Source organism: Nonomuraea sp. NPDC003727 (assembly GCF_053586935.1).
In genome coordinates this window covers 196,062-215,738 of sequence record NZ_JBSFNE010000006.1, presented here as the reverse complement: position 1 = coordinate 215,738, position 19,677 = coordinate 196,062, and the positions used below count along the sequence as shown (strand labels likewise).

17 protein-coding genes are annotated in these 19,677 nt (G+C 71.6%); 14 read left to right on the top strand and 3 right to left on the bottom strand.

Annotation, left to right across the window (positions count from 1 at the left end; genetic code table 11):
* Nucleotides 1-27: 27 nt before the first annotated feature.
* Entirely contained in the window at nt 28-1,356 is a 1,329-nt protein-coding gene (locus tag ACWDLG_RS17430) for a glutamine synthetase family protein (RefSeq protein ID WP_449920947.1), read from the bottom strand.
* Nucleotides 1,357-1,433: 77 nt separating this feature from the next.
* Nucleotides 1,434-1,595: a hypothetical protein gene (locus ACWDLG_RS17425; RefSeq protein ID WP_354910408.1), complete on the bottom strand. Its 162-nt coding sequence runs from the start codon at nt 1,593-1,595 to the stop codon at nt 1,434-1,436.
* Nucleotides 1,596-1,844: 249 nt separating this feature from the next.
* Here ACWDLG_RS17425 and ACWDLG_RS17420 point away from each other — a divergent pair, with 249 nt between their 5' ends.
* Nucleotides 1,845-2,483 carry a MerR family transcriptional regulator gene (locus tag ACWDLG_RS17420; protein WP_449921435.1) on the top strand — a complete coding sequence of 213 codons (639 nt, stop codon included), beginning with the start codon at nt 1,845-1,847 and terminating at the stop codon, nt 2,481-2,483.
* Between the two features lie 26 nt (nt 2,484-2,509).
* On the opposite strand, the gene ACWDLG_RS17415 is transcribed toward ACWDLG_RS17420, so the two are convergent.
* On the bottom strand, nt 2,510-3,139 hold the full coding sequence (locus ACWDLG_RS17415) for a TIGR03085 family metal-binding protein (RefSeq protein WP_449920944.1): 630 nt from the start codon (nt 3,137-3,139) through the stop codon (nt 2,510-2,512).
* 118 nt (nt 3,140-3,257) lie between these two features.
* On the opposite strand from ACWDLG_RS17415, the gene ACWDLG_RS17410 reads away from it, so the two are divergent.
* The 13 genes from ACWDLG_RS17410 to ACWDLG_RS17350 all read left to right on the top strand — a co-directional run bounded on the left by ACWDLG_RS17410 (nt 3,258) and on the right by ACWDLG_RS17350 (nt 19,643).
* Nucleotides 3,258-5,084, top strand: coding sequence for an ABC transporter ATP-binding protein (locus ACWDLG_RS17410; RefSeq protein ID WP_449921433.1), 1,827 nt, complete (start codon nt 3,258-3,260; stop codon nt 5,082-5,084).
* Nucleotides 5,081-6,856, top strand: coding sequence for an ABC transporter ATP-binding protein (locus ACWDLG_RS17405; RefSeq protein ID WP_449920941.1), 1,776 nt, complete (start codon nt 5,081-5,083; stop codon nt 6,854-6,856). Before ACWDLG_RS17410 ends, ACWDLG_RS17405 begins: the two co-directional genes overlap by 4 nt.
* Nucleotides 6,857-7,098: 242 nt before the next feature.
* Nucleotides 7,099-7,440 (top strand): phosphoribosyl-AMP cyclohydrolase, encoded by a 342-nt coding sequence (hisI, locus tag ACWDLG_RS17400; protein ID WP_354910418.1) that lies wholly within the window; start codon nt 7,099-7,101, stop codon nt 7,438-7,440.
* Nucleotides 7,437-7,991, top strand: coding sequence for a Trp biosynthesis-associated membrane protein (locus ACWDLG_RS17395; RefSeq protein ID WP_449920939.1), 555 nt, complete (start codon nt 7,437-7,439; stop codon nt 7,989-7,991). The genes hisI and ACWDLG_RS17395 overlap by 4 nt, the downstream gene beginning before the upstream one ends.
* A 329-nt stretch (nt 7,992-8,320) precedes the next feature.
* The gene (locus ACWDLG_RS17390; RefSeq protein WP_449920936.1) at nt 8,321-8,890 is read left to right on the top strand and encodes a DUF4190 domain-containing protein; all 570 of its coding nucleotides are present in this window, start codon (nt 8,321-8,323) and stop codon (nt 8,888-8,890) included.
* 13 nt (nt 8,891-8,903) lie between these two features.
* Complete coding sequence (locus tag ACWDLG_RS17385; RefSeq protein WP_449920934.1) at nt 8,904-9,317, top strand: DUF2752 domain-containing protein; 414 nt, start codon at nt 8,904-8,906, stop codon at nt 9,315-9,317.
* Nucleotides 9,318-9,440: 123 nt separating this feature from the next.
* Nucleotides 9,441-10,280 carry an indole-3-glycerol phosphate synthase TrpC gene (gene trpC, locus ACWDLG_RS17380; RefSeq protein ID WP_354910426.1) on the top strand — a complete coding sequence of 280 codons (840 nt, stop codon included), beginning with the start codon at nt 9,441-9,443 and terminating at the stop codon, nt 10,278-10,280.
* A 1-nt stretch (nt 10,281) separates the two neighbouring features.
* Nucleotides 10,282-11,511 carry a tryptophan synthase subunit beta gene (trpB, locus tag ACWDLG_RS17375; protein WP_354910429.1) on the top strand — a complete coding sequence of 410 codons (1,230 nt, stop codon included), beginning with the start codon at nt 10,282-10,284 and terminating at the stop codon, nt 11,509-11,511.
* A gap of 1 nt (nt 11,512) precedes the next feature.
* Nucleotides 11,513-12,310, top strand: a complete 798-nt coding sequence (trpA, locus tag ACWDLG_RS17370; RefSeq protein ID WP_354910431.1) for a tryptophan synthase subunit alpha — start codon at nt 11,513-11,515, stop codon at nt 12,308-12,310.
* 315 nt (nt 12,311-12,625) lie between these two features.
* Nucleotides 12,626-13,963 (top strand): ABC transporter substrate-binding protein, encoded by a 1,338-nt coding sequence (locus ACWDLG_RS17365; protein ID WP_449920930.1) that lies wholly within the window; start codon nt 12,626-12,628, stop codon nt 13,961-13,963.
* An 87-nt stretch (nt 13,964-14,050) separates the two neighbouring features.
* Entirely contained in the window at nt 14,051-14,989 is a 939-nt protein-coding gene (locus tag ACWDLG_RS17360; protein ID WP_354910435.1) for a carbohydrate ABC transporter permease, read from the top strand.
* Complete coding sequence (locus ACWDLG_RS17355) at nt 14,986-15,822, top strand: carbohydrate ABC transporter permease (RefSeq protein WP_449920927.1); 837 nt, start codon at nt 14,986-14,988, stop codon at nt 15,820-15,822. The genes ACWDLG_RS17360 and ACWDLG_RS17355 overlap by 4 nt, the downstream gene beginning before the upstream one ends.
* Before the next feature lie 68 nt (nt 15,823-15,890).
* Entirely contained in the window at nt 15,891-19,643 is a 3,753-nt protein-coding gene (locus ACWDLG_RS17350; RefSeq protein ID WP_449920924.1) for an endo-alpha-N-acetylgalactosaminidase family protein, read from the top strand.
* Nucleotides 19,644-19,677 lie beyond the last annotated feature (34 nt).

Here is a 19,677-nt window from a genome sequence, read left to right as displayed (position 1 = left end):
CGGCCGGCGCCCTGGCGGCCGGCCGTCCTAGAAGACGCCCATGTGCCGGGCGACCTCGAAGGCCGCGTCGCGCTCCTTGAACGCGGCCGCCTCGGAGCGCTTGACCGCCAGGTAGGCGCCGGCGCGCAGCGGTCCGAGCGCCGCCATGAGCAGCGGGTCGGCCTCGAGGGCGTCGAGCGCCTCGTCGAGGGTGGCGGGCAGCCGCGGGTAGGCCCCCGGCCTGGTGTCGGGGTCGACGAGCACGGGGTCGCCGGGGTCGAGCTCCCGCCGGATCCCGTCGAGGCCGGCGTGGATGACCGCGCCGAGCGACAGGTAGGGGTTGGCCGAGGAGTCGGACGGCTTGAGCTCCAGGTTGGCCGTGCCCTCCTCGCCGACCGGCGAGCAGACCCGCACCGCGGCCTCCCTGTTGTCGGGCCCGTAGACGGCGTAGGCGCTGGACCACATGCGCGGCGCCAGCCGCCGGAAGCTGTTGACGCTTCCGCAGGTCAGCGCCGTGAGCGCGGGCATGTGGGCGAGCAGCCCGCCGACGAAGCGGCTCATCAGCTCGGGCCGCTCGTCGAACAGGTTGGTGTGCAGGGAGGGGTCCCACAGCGACATGTGCAGGTGGGCGCCGTTGCCGGCCTGGTCGGCGATGGGCTTGGGAGCCAGCGACGCCCACAGGGACATGCGCGTGGCCACGCCGCGCACCGTCTCGCGGTAGAGGACGTGGTTGTCGGCGGCCCTGAGCGCGGGGGCGTGCCGTATCGACAGCTCCTGCTGGCCGTGGCCGAGCTCGGGGTGGTAGTGCTCCACCCGCAGCCCCTGGGTCTCCAGCGCGCGGACCAGCGTGATGGCGTAGTCGTGGGCCAGGTCGAAGCCGGTGGTGGAGTAGCAGAGGCTGTCGTCGAGCGGGACCAGCCGGTCGCCCCCGCCCGCCGGGTCGGGCAGGCGGCGGCCGAGGGTGAACTCGGGTTCGAAGGCGGCCACGAGCGCGTAGCCTTCGCTGCCGAGCTCGGCGATCGCCTCCTTGAGGAAGGTGCGGGGGCAGGCGCCCCACGGCGTGCCGTCCAGCTGGACCAGGTCGGACACCATGGCGGCGGCGCCAGGAGAGTAGGGGAGAGGAACGAACGTCGACGGGTCCGGCATGATCCGGACCTCACCGACCGGCCCGAACTGCTCGACCTCCTGGAGCTGGTCGAGCATGTTCATCGCCATCATGGCCACCGTGTGACCGATGCCGGAGGCGAGCCGCTCGCCCAGCCGGGTGCGGGACACCGCCTTGCCGCGGATCACCCCACCGTGGTCGGCATAGAGGAACCGGACGAGCTCGACGCCCTCGGTCTCGGCCCGCTCGATGACGCTTCGGCGATCTCTCATCGATCGACTCTACGCTCTTCGATCTCAGGTCGGTGGCAACACGCGCGACCCGTGGTCAAGACGGGTCGGCACGTCTGTCAGGTCACGACGTTGGTGAAGAAGACGGCCAATTGATTGGCTCCGTTGACGATGCCGTCGAACACACTGTTGACCGCCGCCGCCGCGTTCCTCGGCTGGGTGAACAGATAGAAGACGACGAAGGCCACGGCGAGATACGTGAGGACCTTCTTGACCTGCATGGGGGGCCTCCTGCAGTCCATTCCCAGCCGTATATACCCGGATCTGGGCGATCACTGGCATCTTCTATGAAGATGTTCTTGATCATAACCGGGGGGCGTCTTTACCTGGCCATCGTACGGCCATCGACCCCGATTCGGGCGGCGGACTCGCTGCCGGATACGGAAATCCAGCCCTGGGGACGGCCTCGTGTGGGATGCCGCCGATTAGGATAGTCACGCTATCCAACAAGGAGGCTGGACGACGTGCGAATGGCGGAGCTGAGCGAGGCGACGGGGATCCCCGTCCCGACGATCAAGTTCTACGTGCGGGAGGGGTTGCTGCCGCCGGGCCGCCCGGTCGGTCGCAGGCAGGCCGACTACGACGGGGGGCACGTGCGCAGGCTCAGGCTCGTACGGGCGCTGGCCGACTACGGCGGGCTGCCGATCGCGACGATCCGTGAGCTGGTCGGCCACCTGGACGGCGGCGACCGCTCCGGCTACGACCTGCTCGCCCTCACGCAGATGGCCATGACCGGACGCCAGGAGCCCCGGGGCGGCCCGCACCTGGCCGCGGCCGAGCGGCTGATGGGCGAGATGATGACCAGGAGGGGATGGAGCAGGTCCCAGGCCGCCCATCCCGCGGTGCGGATGGCCGTCGGGGTGCTGGCCGCGCTGGGGGAGCTCGGGCGGCAGGACATGATCGCCGCGCTCGACGCCTACGCCGCCGCGGCCGACCGGATCGCCGCGGTCGACCTCGGCGTGCTGGGGCCGGCCGACGACAGAGAGCGCGCGATGGAACTGGTCGTGGTGGCCACCTCGCTCGGGGACGCGCTGGTCGCGGCGTTGCGCAGGATCGCCCAGGTGGAGAGGTCGCAGCCGCTCCGGACGGCCGGGCCCGCCGCCTGCTGAGCCCGCCCCGCGCGCGCCGGGCCCGGTCAGATGCCGAGCGGGGCGCGGGTGAGGCGGGCGACGGCGTCGGCGTCGCCGGTCAGGTCGACCCTGGTGTGCTCCTGGCGCCCGAAGCAGAACAGCAGCAGCTCGCTGCCCTTGCCGGTGACCTCCACCTTGGGGCCCTCCTTGGCGCCGCCGAGGGCCACCCCGCCGCCCAGGCGGTGGAGGACCACCCCGACCGGCGACCGGCGCAGCATGATCCTGGCCCCCATCTCCAGGCGCCGCCACAGCAGGCGCTCCAGGTCGTCGGGCAGCTCACGCGGCTCCCATCCGGGCTGGGCGCGGCGCACGTCCTCGTGGTGGACGAAGTACTCCAGCGTGTTGACCGCCTCGTCGAGCGGGGGCAGCAGGCCGTACACGCCGCCCGGCCTGCGCACGAGGCCGACCAGCTCGGAGAAGGAGTGCTTGGCCTTGAGGCCCTCCTGGACCGAGGCGGTGTAGCCCGCCAGCGGCTTGAGCGCGATGCCGGGGTTGGCGTCGATCCTCCGCTCGCGCAGCACGAGGTGGGCGGCCAGGTCGCGGGTGCTCCAGCCCGTGCACAGCGTGGGGGCGTCGGGGCCGAGCGTGTCGAGCAGGTCGCACAGTGCGGCGCGTTCGCCGCGGGCGTGAGTCACCAGACGATTCTACTGGGGCGGGGAATAAGCAGATGATCGACCATGATAGGGACTTAAGTACAAATATCCCCAGCGGAAGGATCTCCCTCGAGTGGCGACCAAGGTCACCTCAGCCGTGATGCGCCAGGGACTCCGCGTTCTCGGGGTCGCCATCCGCACAGAGAAGGCGGTGTTCACCGCCGCCGTGCTGAGCAGCGCCCTGTACGGCGGCATGACCGTCGCCTCGGCCTGGGCGCTCGGCTGGGCCACGGAGAACGCCGTCCTGCCCGCCTTCGCCAAGGGCGAGGTCACCGCGGGCGCGCTGTGGATCTCGGTCCTTCTCATCGTCGGCACCGCGCTGCTCAAGGCGCTCGGCGTGGCGGGCCGGCGCATACTGGCGGGCGTCCTGCAGTACCGCATGCAGGCCCGCTCGCGCAGGGACGTCACCAAGCAGTACCTGCGCCTGCCGCTGTCGTGGCACCAGCAGCACCCCACGGGACAGCTGCTGTCCAACGCCAGCGCCGACGCCGAGGCGGCCTGGGCGCCGCTGGCGCCGCTGCCCATGGCCGTGGGCGTGATCGTCATGCTGGTCACCGCCGCGGTCGCGATGGTGATCACCGACCCGGTGCTCGCCCTCGTCGGCTTCCTGATCTTCCCGGCCATCGCCGTCCTGAACCTGGTCTACCAGCGCAGGCTCAGCCCCCTGGCCACGCGCGCCCAGCAGCTGCGCGCCGAGGTCAGCGAGATCGCCCACGAGAGCTTCGACGGCGCCCTGGTCGTCAAGACCCTCGGCCGCGAGGACCTGGAGACCGCGCGGTTCGAGCGCAGGGCGCGCGAGCTGCGCGACGCCAACATCGCCGTCGGCCGGGTGCGCGGCCTGTTCGACCCGATGCTGGAGGCGCTGCCGACGCTCGGCGTGCTCATCGTGCTGATGGTCGGCGCGATGCGGCTGTCGGCCGCCTCCATCACCTCGGGCGAACTGGTCCAGGTCGCCTATCTGTTCACGCTGCTGGCCTTCCCGATCCGCGCGCTCGGCTGGGTGCTGGCCGAGCTGCCCCGCAGCGTCGTCGGCTGGCAGCGGGTGCAGGCGGTGCTCGACGCGACGGGCTCGATGGACTACGGCCGCTCGAGCGTGCCCGGTTCGGGCGCCGTGGGGCTGGCGGTCTCCGGCCTGTCCTACTCCTACGGCACGGCCGAGGTGCTGCACGACGTCACCTTCGAGGTGGCGGCGGGCCGTACCGTGGCGCTGGTCGGGCCCACGGGCTCGGGCAAGTCCACGCTCGTGCAGGCGCTGGGCCGCCTGGTCGACCCGGACAAGGGCGAGGTGCGCCTGGACGGCGTCGACCTGCGCGACATCGCCTACGGCGGCATCGCCGACACGGTCGCGCTGGTGCCGCAGCAGACGTTCCTGTTCGACGACACCGTGCGCGGCAACATCACGCTCGGCCTCGACGTCTCCGAGGACCAGGTCTGGGCCGCCCTGCGCCTGGCCCAGGCCGACGGCTTCGTCGCCAAGCTGCCCGCCGGGCTCGACACCAAGGTCGGCGAGCGCGGCACCACCCTGTCGGGCGGCCAGCGCCAGCGCATCGCGCTGGCCCGCGCGGTCGTCCGCCGCCCGCGCCTGCTCATCCTCGACGACGCCACCTCCAGCGTCGACCCCCAGGTCGAGTCCAAGATCCTGTACGGCCTGCGCCACCTGAACGCGGCCGCGACCGGCGAGCAGGACACGGCCGGCCGGCCGGGCGACGCCTCGACGGTGGTCGTCATCGCCTACCGGCTGGCCACGATCGCGCTGGCCGACGAGGTGGTCTATCTCGACAGGGGCAACGTCGTCGACCGCGGCAGCCACGAGCAGCTGCTCGAGCGCTGCCCCGGCTACCGGAACCTGGTCACCGCCTACGAGCGCGAAGAGGCCGAGCGGGCCGCGATCACGGCGGAAGAGGAAGAGGAAGAGGTCGTGGCATGAGCGTCGCTTTCCAGGACTCGGGGCGGTCGGCGCTCGCCACCGTGCGACACGGGCTCTCGCTGACGCCAGAGTTCCGCAAGGGCCTCGCGGGCACACTCGTCCTGGCCGTCGTCGCCACCATCGGCAAGGTCATCGTGCCGATCGCCGTGCAGCAGACGATCGACACCGGCCTCAAGACCGGCACGCCGGACATCTCCTACATCTCGCGCGCGGTCCTGCTGTGCGCCGCGGCGGTCGTCATCACCGCCCTGTGCGGCTACGTGATGAACGTCCGCCTCTACAAGGCCACCGAGGCCTCCCTCGCCACGCTCAGGGTCCGCGGGTTCCGGCACGTCCACGACCTGTCCGTGCTCACCCAGAACTCCGAGCGCCGCGGCGCCCTGGTCTCCCGCGTCACCAACGACATCGACCAGATCAGCAACTTCATGCAGTGGGGCGGCCTGATGATCATCGTGGCGTTCGGCCAGCTGCTGGTCGCCACGGTGCTGATGTTCGTCTACTCCTGGCAGCTGACCCTGCTGGTCTGGGTCTGCTTCATCCCGCTGATGATCGCCCTGCCGCGCTTCCAGCGCTGGCTGTCGAACGCCTACACCATCGTCCGCGAGCGCACGGGCGACATGCTCGCCGCCGTGAGCGAGTCGGTCGTCGGCGCGGCCGTCATCCGCGCCTACGGCGCCGAGCGCCGGACCTCCGACCGCATCGACACCGCGATCAACGCCAACCGGAGCGCGCAGGTCAGGGCGCAGAAGATCGTCGGCCTGGTCTTCCCGCTGACCGAGATCGTGGCGGCCGCGGCCATCGCAGGGATCGTCCTGCTCGGCGTCAGGCTGGGCCTGTCGGGCGACATCACCGCGGGCCGGCTGGTCGCCTTCCTGTTCCTGGTCACCCTGTTCGTCTCGCCGCTGCAGATCGCCACCGAGGTGCTGAACGAGGCGCAGAACGCGGTCGCCGGCTGGCGGCGCGTCCTCGGCGTGCTCGACACCCCGCCCGACGTCGCCGACCCCGGCGAGGAGGGCGTCAGCCTGCCCCGCGGGCCGATCTCCGTGGCCTTCGAGGACGTCCACTTCGCCTACCCCGGCGGCGCGCCGGTCCTGCGCGAGCTGTCGGTCGCCATCCCCCCGCGCGCCCGCGTCGCGGTCGTCGGCGAGACCGGGTCCGGCAAGACCACCTTCGCCAAGCTGCTGACCAGGCTGATGGACCCGGTGGACGGGCGCGTCACCGTCGACGGCCACGACCTGCGCGACGTGCGCTTCTCCTCGCTGCGGGAGCGGATCGTCATGGTGCCGCAGGACGGCTTCCTGTTCGACGGGACACTCGCCGACAACGTCCGCTTCGGCAGGCCGTCGGCCACCGACGAGGAGATCGCGCTGGCGCTGACCGAGCTGGGCCTCGCCGACTGGCTGGAGGGCCTGCCCGAGGGGCTGTCCACCACGGTGGGACAGCGCGGCGAGTCACTGTCGGCGGGCGAGCGCCAGCTGGTCGCCCTCGCCCGCGCCTACCTCGCCGACCCCGACCTGCTGCTGCTGGACGAGGCGACCTCCGCCGTCGACCCGGCCACCGAGGTACGGCTCGCCCGTGCCCTCGACGGGGTCACCAGGGGGCGGACCGCCATCTCGATCGCGCACCGGCTGTCGACGGCCGAGAACGCCGACGAGGTCTTCGTCTTCGACGCCGGACGCCTCGTCCAGCGCGGCCCGCACGCCGACCTGGTCCGCGAGCCCGGCGTCTACGCCGACCTGCACGCCTCCTGGGTCTCCGCCGCCCGCTCCTGACCCGCCCCTGCCCGCGAGGCGCAGGGGCACCGGCCGCCGCCCGCGGACGATGGGCGGCGGCCGGTGCCCTGCGAGGGCGGAAGGACGGGCGGGCGCCGGTGCCGCATGAGGGTGACAGGACGGCGGGCGCCGGTGCCGTATGAGGGCGGTGGGGCGGGCGGCCGCCGGTGCAGGTTCACCGGCGGTGGCGGTGCGCCGGGGTGAGGGACGGCATCGCCGCCCGTGCCTGGTTGAATGGCCGCATGTCCCTCGACCCGAAGGTCGCCTCGCGACTGAAGCGCAATCCCGACGGGCTCGTGCCCGCCATCGTCCAGCAGTACGACACGGGCGAGGTCCTCATGCTCGCCTGGATGGACGACGAGGCGCTGCATCGCACCCTGACCACGGGCAGGGCCACCTACTGGTCGCGCAGCCGCGCCTCCTACTGGGTCAAGGGCGACACCTCCGGCCACGTCCAGCACGTCAAGTCCGTCGCGCTCGACTGCGACGGCGACACGATCCTGGTCAAGGTCGACCAGGTGGGCGCCGCCTGCCACACCGGCGACCGCACCTGCTTCGACGCCGATCCGCTGCCCCTGTCGTGAAACGAGAGCTCACCCTCTGGCTGCTGCTGTGCGCGGCGGGCGCCGGCCTGTCGCTGCTGGCCGCCGGCCGCGTCTGGACCACCGTCACGTACGGCGCGGGCGCGCCGGTCGAGCTGACCGGCGGCGAGCTGGCGCCGGCCGCGCAGCCGCTGGCCCTGGCCGGGCTGGCGGCGGTCGTGGCGCTGTTCGCGACCAGGGGCGTGTGGCGCAGGGTCGTCGGCGCGGTGCTGGCGCTGTGCGGGCTGGGCGTGGCGCTGTCGGCCTGGGTGGCGACGGCGGGTTCGGCGGCCCTGGAGCTCGCCGCCCGGCGCAATCCCGTCGGGGCGGCCACGCAGGACGCCGTGGCGATCGCCCACACCGCCTGGCCGTACGTGGCGGTGGCGGGCGGCGTGCTGCTCTGCGCGGGCGGCGTGCTGGCCGTGCTGCGCGCCACGGGGTGGGCCGGCATGTCGGCCCGCTACGACCGCCCGGGGCCGGCCGCGGGGCCCCGCGACGACAGGTCGCTGTGGGAGGCGATCGACAGGGGAGACGATCCCACCGAGGAGCGCTGACGGGAGCCGGGCACCCTTCCGCGCGGATCCCGGTCCGGACCGCGGTGGGACGGCGGTGCGGATCGCCGTGAGAGCCCGGCGCGGATCGCCCGGCGGCTCGGTCCCCGTGGGTCTCGGCCTGGCGCCGTCGCGGGGCTAGGCTGCTGGGGAGGGCTCGGCGAGACGGCAGGGGGTCACGGTCGGCACGATCACGTAACCGGTGGGGCTCGGCGAGCGGCACGCCTGATCGCAGGATCACAAAAGGCCCACAAAACAGCGGCTTCTGCGCGTGGCGGACAGCTTCTCGCTAAGCTCGGCGGGCAATTCGCTATTCATGAGGAGTCGTCGGTATGAGCTACGGAAACCAGGGCGGTAGCGGGGGCTACGGCGAACAGCCGCCCGGGGGTGGCGGTTACGGCCCGCCGGCGGGTGGTCAGGGCTCCGGTGGTTACGGCGCGGGTCAGGGCTCGGGAGGGTACGGGGCCGGCTCGGGCGGTTACGGCGCGGGCCAGGGTTCCGGTGGTTACGGCGCCGGCCAGGGCTCGGGCGGGTACCAGCAGGGTGGTTACGGCTCGGGTGGTTACGGAGCGCAGCCCGCCGGCGGCTACCCGCCTCCTCCCGGTGGCGGCTACGACCCCTACGGCTACGGCGGCCCGCAGCCGACGAAGACCAACGGCATGGCGATCGCCGCGCTGATCAGCGGCATCGTGGGTCTGATCACCTGTGGTGTGGCCTCCATCGTCGGGGTGATCCTCGGCCACATCTCGCTCGGCCAGATCAAGAAGACCGGCGAGGAGGGCAGGGGCATGGCCCTGGCCGGTCTCATCCTGTCCTACGTCGGCATCGCGGGCTGGGTGCTCTTCCTGATCTTCTGGATCGGCCTGTTCGGCTGGGCGGCCTCGGTGAGCGCCACCTACTAGGAACGTGGGAAGCGTGTTCACCGGCACACGCGGCCGGAAAGCCGTCCTCGCACCGCTGGGCGTGGCCCTGGTGGCGGGGGCGGCTTTCGCCTACGTGGGGCTGGTCGACCCCAACCAGCCCGGCCACTATCCGGCGTGTCCCTTCCTCGCGCTCACCGGCTGGTACTGCCCGGGTTGCGGCGGGCTGCGGGCCGCCCACGCGCTCGCGCACCTCGACCCGGTGGCCGCGCTCGGCCTCAACCCGCTGATCGTGCTCGCGGTGCCGGTCCTGGCCTACTTCTGGACCAGATGGCTGGTCGCCGGATGGCGAGGGCGGCCCTGGCGGCCGCCCGCGCCGCGGCCCCTCCTGATCTGGTCGCTGCTGGCGCTCATCCTGGTCTTCTGGGTCGTCCGTAACCTGCCTTTCGGCGCGTTTCTTGCCCCGTAGCAGGGGGGCTGTGGCGAGGTGACCTCGGCGCGGCCGATACCATCGCAAGACAAGAAGGGGAGCGGACGCCGGCGCGAACTCCTCGTCGCCCCCACCACAGCCGACCGGAGGGATCTTGATCGCGTGAACGAGCGGAGCCTGAGCGGGACCGTTCTCGACGACATCCTGGCCGGTGTGCGAGAAGATCTTGCCGAACGGCAGAAAGCGGTGTCGCTCGACGAGCTGAAGGAGCGCGCCAGGCGCGCCCCGGCCGCCAAGGACGCCTACGCGGCGCTCGGCGGCGACAAGGTCTCGGTCATCGCAGAGGTCAAGCGGTCGAGCCCGTCCAAGGGCGCGCTGGCCGCCATCGCCGACCCCGCGGCGCTCGCCGCCGACTACGAAGAGGGCGGCGCCCACGTCATCAGCGTCCTGACCGAACGGCGCCGCTTCGGCGGCAGCCTCGAGGACCTGGCCTCGGTCCGCGCCAGGGTCGACATCCCGATCCTGCGCAAGGACTTCATCGTCACCTCCTACCAGCTGTGGGAGGCGCGGGCCCACGGCGCCGACCTGGTCCTGCTCATGGTGGTCTCGCTGGAGCAGCCCGCGCTGGTCTCCCTCATCGAGCGCGCCGAGTCGATCGGCCTGACGCCGCTCGTCGAGGTCCACACCGAGGAGGAGGTGGAGCGGGCGGTCGCGGCGGGCGCCAGGATCATCGGCGTCAACGCGCGCAACCTCAAGACCCTGGAGGTCGACCGTGACGTCTTCGCCAAGCTCGCGCCCAAGATTCCCGACGGGATCATCAAGATCGCCGAGTCGGGCGTTCGCGGCCCGCACGACCTGCTAGCGTACGCGCGGGCGGGGGCTGACGCGGTCCTGGTCGGCGAGAGCCTGGTGACCGGCAAGGACCCGCGCAAGGCGGTCGAGGCCCTGGTGACGGCCGGCGCCCACCCCGCCACGCGACCCGACCACGGATCAGAGGGATGAGATGACTGTCCTGACCGCCGCCGACCTGGCTGGCAACGGAGCCCGCGGCGACGACCCCGACGCCGCCGGCAAGTTCGGCATCTTCGGCGGCAGATTCGTCCCCGAGGCGCTGATCCCGGCCCTCGACGAGGTCGCCGCCGTCTACGCCGCGGCCAGGACCGACCCGGCCTTCATCGCCGAGTTCGACCAGCTGCTGCGCACCTACGCGGGCCGCCCCACGACGCTGACCGAGGTGCCGCGCTTCGCCGAGCACGCCGGCGGCGCCAGGATCGTGCTCAAGCGCGAGGACCTCACCCACACCGGCGCCCACAAGATCAACAACGTGCTCGGCCAGGCGCTGCTCACCAAGCGGCTCGGCAAGAGCCGGGTGATCGCCGAGACCGGCGCGGGCCAGCACGGCGTGGCCACGGCCACGGCCGCCGCCCTCATGGGCCTGGAGTGCGTGATCTACATGGGCGCCGTCGACTGCGAGCGCCAGGCGCTCAACGTCGCCAGGATGAAGCTGCTCGGCGCCAGGGTCGTGCCCGTCACCAACGGCAGCCAGACCCTCAAGGACGCCATCAACGAGGCCTTCCGCGACTGGGTCACCAACGTCGACACCACGCACTACCTGTTCGGCACCATCGCGGGCCCGCACCCCTTCCCCGAGATCGTCCGCGACTTCGCGCGGATCATCGGCGTCGAGGCCCGCCGCCAGATGCTCGAGCTGACCGGTGGGCTGCCCGACGCGATCTGCGCCGCGGTGGGCGGCGGGAGCAACGCCATCGGCATCTTCCACGCCTTCCTCGACGACCACGACGTGGCCCTGCACGGCTACGAGGCCGCCGGCCGGGGGCTGGAGACCGGCGAACACGCGCTCACGCTCACCGCGGGCTCGGTCGGCGTGCTGCACGGCTCGCGCACCTACGTGCTGCAGGACGACGAGGGCCAGACCATCGAGTCCCACTCCATCTCGGCGGGGCTCGACTATCCCGGCGTCGGCCCCGAGCACGCCTGGCTCAAGGACACCGGCCGCGCGACCTACCACGGCATCACCGACGCCGAGGCCATGGACGCCTTCGCCCTGCTGGCCAGGACCGAGGGCATCATCCCGGCCATCGAGTCCTCCCACGCCCTGGCGGGCGCGCTGCAGCTCGGCCGCGAGCTCGGCCCCGAGGCCACGATCCTGGTCAACCTGTCCGGCCGCGGTGACAAGGACATGGGCACCGCCATGAAGTACTTTGGGCTGTGAGATGACGACTCTTCAGACGGTGTTCGCCAAGGCCAAGGCCGACAACAGGGCGGCGCTCGTCGGCTACCTGCCCGCGGGGTTCCCGACCAAGGAAGGCGCGGTCGAGGCCGCCACCGCCATGGTCGAGGCCGGTTGCGACGTCATCGAGATCGGCCTGCCGTACTCCGATCCGCTCATGGACGGCCCGACCATCCAGGACGCGGTGCACCGGTCGCTGGTCAACGGCACGCGCATCGCCGACGTGCTGCGCACGGTCGAGGGCGTGGCCAGGACCGGCGCGGCGACGCTGGTCATGACCTACTGGAACCCGATCGACCGCTACGGCGTCGAGCGCTTCGCCCGCGACCTGGCCGACGCCGGCGGCGTGGGCACCATCACGCCTGACCTCACGCCCGAGGAGGCAGGCCCGTGGCGGGCGGCCTCCGCCGAGGCGGGCATCGACACGGTGTTCCTGGTGGCCCCCAGCTCGACGGAGGAACGCATCAAGGCCGTCGTGGAGTGCTGCACGGGCTTCGTCTACGCGGCCTCGCTGATGGGTGTCACGGGCGCCAGGGAGACCGTGAACGTGGCCGCCGAGGGCCTGGTGGCCCGCACGCGGGCGCACACCTCGCTGCCCGTGTGCGTGGGCCTGGGCGTCGGCACTGGCGCGCAGGCGGCCGAGGTGGCCGGCTACGCCGACGGCGTCATCGTGGGTTCGGCCTTCATCCGCCGCCTGCTCGACGCGCCCGACCAGGCCGCCGGCCTGGCCGACGTGCGCACGCTGGCCGCCGAGATGCGCGCGGGCGTCGCCGCCCGCTGATCCGCCCGCCACCGCGGGAGGCGACCGGCCGTCCCGGCGCGCCGCCGTCCCCTCCGTGGGGTGCCGCCACGCCGACGGCGACCGCCGTCACGCCGGCATGGAGATGGCTCATACAGCTCGCATGGAAGTAACAGATGCGACGCGGCTGTCGTAACAAGACAGCCGCGTTTCTGTTTCTGTGCGATATCGCCGCCCTCTGAACACGTAAGTGCAAGGGCTGCTCATCGTTTGTCCATGGCTCCCGACCGGCACGCGGGCCAAGGTTACGGGCATCGGACGCGGGTGGTGCACCCGCGTGGCCTGGAGGGAAAGACGATGGGCAAGTCAAGGACGATCCTGGGCGCCGCGGGCGCGCTGGTCTGTGTGTCGCTGGTGGCCGCGTGCGGCGGACAGGCGGGAACCGCGAGCTCGGCGGCGCCCTCCGCCGCCGCGCCGACCGGCGCCAAGGGCGGGCCCGTGACGCTGGAGTTCTGGGGCTGGGCGCCCGGCTACGAGGACGCCGTCAAGGCGTGGAACGCCACCCACCCCGACGTCCAGGTGACGTTCACCCAGACGCAGCCGGGCTCGCAGGGCGGCTACCAGCGGATGCTCGCCGCCGTGAAGGCCGGCAACGCGCCGTGCCTGGCGCAGGTGGGGGCCGAGACGCTGCCCAGCTTCCTGGTCGAGGGCGCGCTCGAGGACATCACCGCCCACGCGCAGCCGTACAACGCCAAGTTCCAGCCCTGGACGCTCGAGACGGTCACCTTCGGCGGCAAGCAGTTCGGCGTCCCCGTCGACTCGGGCCCGATGGGCATGTTCTACCGCAAGGACATCTTCGACAAGCACGGCATCGAGGTGCCGAAGACCTGGGACGAGTTCGCCGCCGCCGGCGAGAAGCTGCGCAAGGCCGACCCCGAGGTCTCCATCACCACCTTCACCCCCGACGACATGTACCTGTTCGCCGGGTACGCCCAGCAGGCCGGCGCCAAGTGGTTCGGCATCGAGGGCGACGCCTGGCACGTCAAGATGAACGACCCCGCGTCGGTCAAGGTCGCCGACTACTGGCAGGGCCTGATCGACAAGAAGGTCGTCGACGTGCTGCCCGGCTGGTCCGACGCGATGTGGAAGAACTACGCCGACGGCAAGAGCGCCACGGTCGTCGGCGCCGTCTGGATGACCAAGGTCCTCGAGGACTCCGTCCCCAAGACCACGGGCAAGTGGGCGGTCGCGCCGATGCCGGTGTGGGACCCGGCCAGCCCCGCCGTCGGCAACGCGGGCGGTTCGCCCAGCGCCGTGCTGAAGGGCTGCCGGAACGTCAAGGAGGCGGTCGACTTCGCCGCCTGGATGTCGACCGACGCCGCCGCCTTCGACGGCCTGATCGCCAAGGGCGGCCTGTTCCCGGTCACCGTCGACGGCGCATCGCTGCCGAACATGAACGCGGGCCGGCCCTTCTACGGCGACCAGAAGGTCTTCCAGACCTTCGCCGAGGCGAGCAAGAACGTCAGCCCCGACTTCGGGTGGGGCCCGACGATGCCGGCGGTGAACGCCGTCTTCGGCGAGGAGTTCGCCAAGGCCGCCAACGGCAAGGGCGGCACGCTCGGCTCGGCGCTGGCGACCATCCAGGACAAGGCGGTGGCCACCGTGAAGGACAAGGGCCTGACCGTCGCCCCCTGACGCGCCGCCCGCACCCCCCGACGACACCCCACAGCTTCGACCGTGCGAGACCGTCACCGCCCCGACCGGCGGTGACGTGGAGGACCGATGGCAGCAATCCAGCTCCGAGCCGACGAGACCAGAGCCGCCCCCGCCCGCAGACGCGGCAGGCCGACCAGCAACAAGGCGGCGTTCGTCTTCCTGCTGCCGTTCACGGTGCTGTTCGTCGTCTTCTTCCTGGTCCCGATCGGCTACGCGATCAACGAGAGCTTCTACCGGGTGAAGCGCTCGGGGCTCGGCTTCGGCACCCCGGAGCGGGTCTTCTCCGGGCTGGACAACTTCACCGCCGTCTTCGCCGACGGCAGCTTCGTGGCCGGCGTCGGCAGGCTGCTGCTGTTCGGCGTCGTCCAGGTGCCGATCATGCTGGGTCTCTCGCTGGTGCTGGCCCTCCTGCTCGACAGCGCGAGCGCCCGGTTCAAGGGCTTCTTCCGGCTGACCTACTTCCTGCCGTACGCGGTGCCGGGCGTGATCGCCGCCATCGTCTGGTCGTTCCTCTACACCCCCGACATCTCCCCGGTGGCCGACCTGCTCCCCTTCGACCTGCTGTCGGACAACGTGGTGATGTGGTCGATGGCCAACATCGTCACCTGGACCTGGGTCGGCTTCAACATGCTGGTCATCTACGCGGCGCTGCAGTCGATCCCATCCTCGCTGTACGAGGCGGCCGAGCTGGACGGCGCCGGCGGCTGGAAGACCGCCTGGTACGTCAAGATCCCACTGGTGCGCCCTTCGCTGGTGCTCACCGGAGTGTTCTCCATCATCGGCACCCTGCAGCTGTTCAACGAACCGATGGTGCTCAGCAGGATCACCCCCGCCGTCGGCAGGGACTACACGCCGCTGATGCGGTCGCTGCAGGTCGCCCTCGACAACAACGACTACGGCCAGGGCACGGCCATCGCGCTCACGCTCGCGGTGCTCGCGGCCGGCCTGTCCTACCTGTTCATCCGACTGTCGGCCTGGCTGACCGCCCGGGGAGTGAACCGATGAAGCCGACCGTGCGCTCGCGCACGCTGACCACCGCGTTCATGTTCCTCGTCGCGGTCTACATCCTGCTGCCGATCTGGTGGCTGCTGGTCTCGGCCACCAAGTCGGGCGGCGACCTGTTCGACACGCCCGCGCTGTGGTTCGGCGACCTCAACCTCGGCACCAACCTCGCCAGGCTGATGGAGCAGGACGGCGGCGTCTACCCCCGCTGGATGCTCAACACGGTCGTCTACTCCGTCGGCGGCGCGCTCGGCGCGACCGTGATCTCCGCCATGGCGGGCTACGCGCTGTCGAAGTACCCCTTCAGGGGACGCGGCGCCGTCTTCGCCACGATCATGTTCGCGGTGCTCATCCCCGTCCCGCTGCTGGGCCTGCCGCTGTACCTGCTGCTCACCCAGATCGGCCTGCTCAACACCATGTGGGCGGTGCTGCTGCCGAGCATGGTCAGCCCGTTCGGCGTCTACCTCGCCAGGGTCTACGCCGACGCGGCGGTGCCCGGCGAGCTGCTGGAGGCGGGCCGGTTGGACGGCGCCGGCGAGCTGCGCATCTTCTTCACCGTCGCCATCAGGCTGATGGCCCCCGCCCTCGTCACGCTCTTCCTGTTCCAGTTCGTGGCGATCTGGAACAACTTCTTCCTGCCGAATATCGTCCTGAACGACGAGTCGCTGTGGCCGATCACGCTCGGCCTGGTCAAGTGGAACAGCCTGCGCTACGGCTTCTACCGCGACATGGTCATCACCGGCGCGTTCGTGTCCGTCATCCCCGTCATCCTCGCCTTCATCGGCCTGCAGAGGTTCTGGAAAGCGGACCTCGCCGCGGGCGGCGTCAAGCTCTGAGCCTGCTCCACCCCCTTCTCACCCCCAACACCCCCCTTACACCCCCCTAACGCGCAGGAGCGATGCCCATGCGTCTGCTTTCGGCTGCCCTGGCGGGCGGCCTCACGCTGTCCGGATTAGCACTCACGCCCCCGGCCGCCGCCGAGGAGGTGATCACCCTCACCTCGCCGGAGCTCACCGTCGCCGTGGCGAGCGACTTCCCCCGCGTGCTCGGCTACACCGCCCCCAGCGGCGACAGGCTCGGCGGCTCGGCCGCCCCGGTCACCGACGTGGTGCTGAACGGCAAGCCGTACCCGGTCAAGGGCGTCTCCATCGGGAGCGACGCCGCGGCGGCCCGGTACCGGCTGACCTTCGACGCGCTGCCCGGCGTCGAGCTGGAGGCCAGCATCGCCCTGGACGGCCGGACCACCACGTTCAGGATCGACGCCGTCAAGGACACCGAGGCCTTCAGGGTCGGCACGATCGACATCCCGGGGCACGACCTGGTGTCGGTCTCCAGCGACCAGGCGGGCGCCGCCACCGCCTTCACCAGGCTCGACCCCGACTCCACCCGCACCGCGGACAGGTTCGCGCAGGTCACCCCGGCCACCCCGGCCGAGACGGCCCCCGTGGGCGCCACCTACGCCATCGTGAACACCGGCGGGCTCGCCGCCGCCATCGAGTCGAACTCCAGCTACGACCAGCCCTCGGGCCCCACCAACGTGGACGCGGCCAGGTTCTGGCACCAGGCCCGCAAGGACGCGGCAGGCCGGGTCACCGTCGGGGTGTGGAGCGGCCAGTGGACCTACCGGGCCGCGGGCGCGCCGTTCACCGAGGAACTGCCGTGGGCCAAGGTCGTCGTCACCCCCGACGCCAACGGCGACGGCGGCGTCGACTGGCAGGACGGCGCCGTCGCCTTCCGGGAGATCGGCGTCAAGCCGCCCGGCGCCGACCAGACCCGCGACCGCGTGGCCATCCACATCCCCTTCAACTTCGCCAGCCAGGCCACCCACCCGTTCCTGCGCACGCTCGACGACGTCAAGCGCATCTCGCTGGCCACCGACGGGCTCGGCCAGCTGGCCATCCTCAAGGGCTACCAGTCGGAGGGCCACGACTCCGCCCACCCCGACTACGGCGGCAACTACAACAAGCGCGCGGGCGGGCTGAAGGACCTCAACACGTTGCTGCGCGCCGGCAAGGACTGGAACGCCGCCTTCGGCGTGCACGTCAACGCCACCGAGGCGTACGCCGAGGCCGGCGCCTTCGACGAGAACCTGGTCAACAAGAACGCCCGCGGCTGGGACTGGCTCGGCCAGTCGTACTACATCGACCAGCGCCACGACCTGGCCACGGGCAACCTGGCCAAGCGCTTCAAGCAACTGCGCGAGGAGACCGACCGCAACCTCGCGCTGCTCTACCTCGACGTCTACTACACCCACGGCTGGGTGGCCGACCGCACCCTGGCCGAACTGCGCGAGCAGGGCTGGCAGGTCTCCAGCGAGTGGGCCGACAAGCTGGAGCGGGCCTCGCTGTGGTCGCACTGGGCCGCCGACCTCAACTACGGCGGCGCCACCAACAAGGGGCTCAACTCCCAGATCATCCGCTTCATCCGCAACCAGGAGAAGGACGTCTGGAACAACCACCCCATCCTGGGCAACGCCCGCATCGAGGAGTTCGAGGGCTGGACGGGCGAGGTCGACTGGACCCCCTTCTACCGCAACATCTGGGAGAACAACCTCCCCGCCAAGTACCTCCAGCACTTCCCGATCATGGACTGGAACGCCGACGGCATCGTCTTCGGCGACGGCGTGCGCGCCACGGCCGTCGGCGGCAAGCGCGAGGTCTACGCCGGCACCGCCAAGGTGATCGACGGCGGCACCTACCTGATCCCGTGGGAGGGCAGGTACTACCACTACAACCCGGCGGGCGGGACAACCACGTGGGACGCCACCACCACGATGCGCGTCTACAAGCTCACCACCCAGGGCAGGGTGGAGGCCGGCACCGTCACCCCGGTCGACGGCAAGATCACCCTGACCGCCGAGGCGGGCGTGCCGTACGTGCTCTACCCCGGCAAGGCGCCCGAGCAGGACCGCCCGCGCTGGGGTGAGGGCAGCGGCGTCGCCGACCCCGGGTTCAACGGCGACCTCACCGGCGCATGGGAGACCGGCGGCGCGGTCAGCGTCGAGACCACCGCCACGGGCCAGCGGGTGGCGCTGCTCGGCGGCGGCGAGCGCGCCGAGCTGCGGCAGCGGCTCAAGGGCCTGACCCCTGGCGCCACCTACAGCCTCTCGGCGTGGATCGAGGTCCAGCCGGGCGCCTCGCGGCGCACCACGCTCACCGTGGACGGCGGTCGCGGGCTGAACGTCTCCGCCTCCCTCGACCGCTCGGCCGTCAAGAACCACGTCGCCGCCGACGAGAAGCACGACACCTACTTCCAGCGGGTCAAGGTGGTCTTCACCGCGCCCAAGGACAAGGCGACCGTGCACGTCACCGCCGAGGCGGGACAGGCGGCCGTGCGCGTCGACGACGTACGGCTGGTGCGGGCCGAGCCCACCGGCAAGGTCGAGGACTTCGAGCACGTCGACCAGGGCTGGGGCCCGTTCGTCAAGGGCGACGCCGGCGGCAGCACCGACCCGCGCACCCACATCGCCCAGAAGCACGCCCCCTACACCCAGGCCGGCTGGAACGGCAAGGCCGTCGACGACGTCATCGGCGGGCAGGAGTCGCTGAAGGCGCACGAGGAGCGCAGGGGACTGGTCTACCGGACCGTGCCGTGGAGCACCAGGTTCGAGCCGGGACACGCCTACGAGGTGTCCTTCCGCTACCAGAACGCGCTGCCGAACACCTTCGCCTGGGTGACCGGCTACGACAAGGCCGGCCAGACGGTCGAACTGCGCCAGACCCCGCTGGAGCAGAAGCTGACCACCGCCACGTTCACCGAGCGGGTCGTCGCGGGCTGCGGCGACGTCTGGGTGGGCCTGCGCTCGCTGCAGGCCGAAAGGGACGGCGCCGACTTCGTCCTCGACGACTTCTCCGTCACCGACCTCGGCCCCGCCCAGGACCAGCTCGCCTGCGCCTCGCTGGCGGTCCGCCCGGCCGCCGAGACGCTGGAGCCCGGCCTGCCCAACGACGTGACCACCGTGTTCGCCAACCTGGAGGACACCGCCGCGCGTAACGTCTCGGTACGGCTGACCGCGCCGCAGGGCTGGACGGTCACCGGCGAGGGCACCGCCGCCGCCGTGGAGCCGGGCCGGCAGCTGTCCACCGCGTGGAAGGTCACGCCGCCCGTCGACGCGCCGTACCAGCCCTACCAGCTCAAGGCGACCCTCACCTACGAGGTGGGCGGGGTCGTCAAGACGCTGGAGGCCGGCGCCGCCGTACGGACGATGCCGCCGCCCACCAGCGACGTGTACGTCAGCGACATCGACTGGACCGCGGCCACCAACGGCTGGGGGCCCGTCGAGCGCGACCAGTCCAACGGCGAGCAGGGACAGGGCGACGGCAGGCCGATCACGATCGGCGGCCGGTCCTTCGCCAAGGGCCTGGGCACCCACGCTCCCGCCACGATCACCTACTTCCTCGGCGGGCGCTGCACCGCTCTGTCCGCCTGGGTCGGCGTCGACGACGTGCAGACCACGCGCGGGTCGGTCCAGTACTCCGTCGTGGCCGACGGCACGGTGGTGGCGCAGAGCCCGGTGCTGCGCGCCGCCGACCCCGCCTACGAGCTGAAGGCCGACGTCACCGGCGCCAGGAACGTGCAGCTGCGCGTCGCCGACGGCGGCGACGGCAACGGCAACGACCACGCCGACTGGGGCGATGCCAGGCTCTCCTGCCGCTGACCCCTGACACGCGCCGGGCCCCAGGGGAGGTTCC

Excerpts from the sequence above, each read along its gene's own strand:
- ACWDLG_RS17430 (WP_449920947.1), bottom strand. The coding sequence starts at position 1,356 with ATGAGAGATCGCCGAAGCGTCATCGAGCGGGCCGAGACCGAGGGCGTC.
- ACWDLG_RS17425 (WP_354910408.1), bottom strand. The coding sequence starts at position 1,595 with ATGCAGGTCAAGAAGGTCCTCACGTATCTCGCCGTGGCCTTCGTCGTC.
- ACWDLG_RS17420 (WP_449921435.1), top strand. The coding sequence starts at position 1,845 with ATGGCGGAGCTGAGCGAGGCGACGGGGATCCCCGTCCCGACGATCAAG.
- ACWDLG_RS17410 (WP_449921433.1), top strand. The coding sequence starts at position 3,258 with ATGCGCCAGGGACTCCGCGTTCTCGGGGTCGCCATCCGCACAGAGAAG.
- ACWDLG_RS17405 (WP_449920941.1), top strand. The coding sequence starts at position 5,081 with ATGAGCGTCGCTTTCCAGGACTCGGGGCGGTCGGCGCTCGCCACCGTG.
- hisI (WP_354910418.1), top strand. The coding sequence starts at position 7,099 with ATGTCCCTCGACCCGAAGGTCGCCTCGCGACTGAAGCGCAATCCCGAC.
- ACWDLG_RS17390 (WP_449920936.1), top strand. The coding sequence starts at position 8,321 with ATGAGCTACGGAAACCAGGGCGGTAGCGGGGGCTACGGCGAACAGCCG.
- trpB (WP_354910429.1), top strand. The coding sequence starts at position 10,282 with ATGACTGTCCTGACCGCCGCCGACCTGGCTGGCAACGGAGCCCGCGGC.
- trpA (WP_354910431.1), top strand. The coding sequence starts at position 11,513 with ATGACGACTCTTCAGACGGTGTTCGCCAAGGCCAAGGCCGACAACAGG.
- ACWDLG_RS17365 (WP_449920930.1), top strand. The coding sequence starts at position 12,626 with ATGGGCAAGTCAAGGACGATCCTGGGCGCCGCGGGCGCGCTGGTCTGT.
- ACWDLG_RS17360 (WP_354910435.1), top strand. The coding sequence starts at position 14,051 with ATGGCAGCAATCCAGCTCCGAGCCGACGAGACCAGAGCCGCCCCCGCC.
- ACWDLG_RS17355 (WP_449920927.1), top strand. The coding sequence starts at position 14,986 with ATGAAGCCGACCGTGCGCTCGCGCACGCTGACCACCGCGTTCATGTTC.
- ACWDLG_RS17350 (WP_449920924.1), top strand. The coding sequence starts at position 15,891 with ATGCGTCTGCTTTCGGCTGCCCTGGCGGGCGGCCTCACGCTGTCCGGA.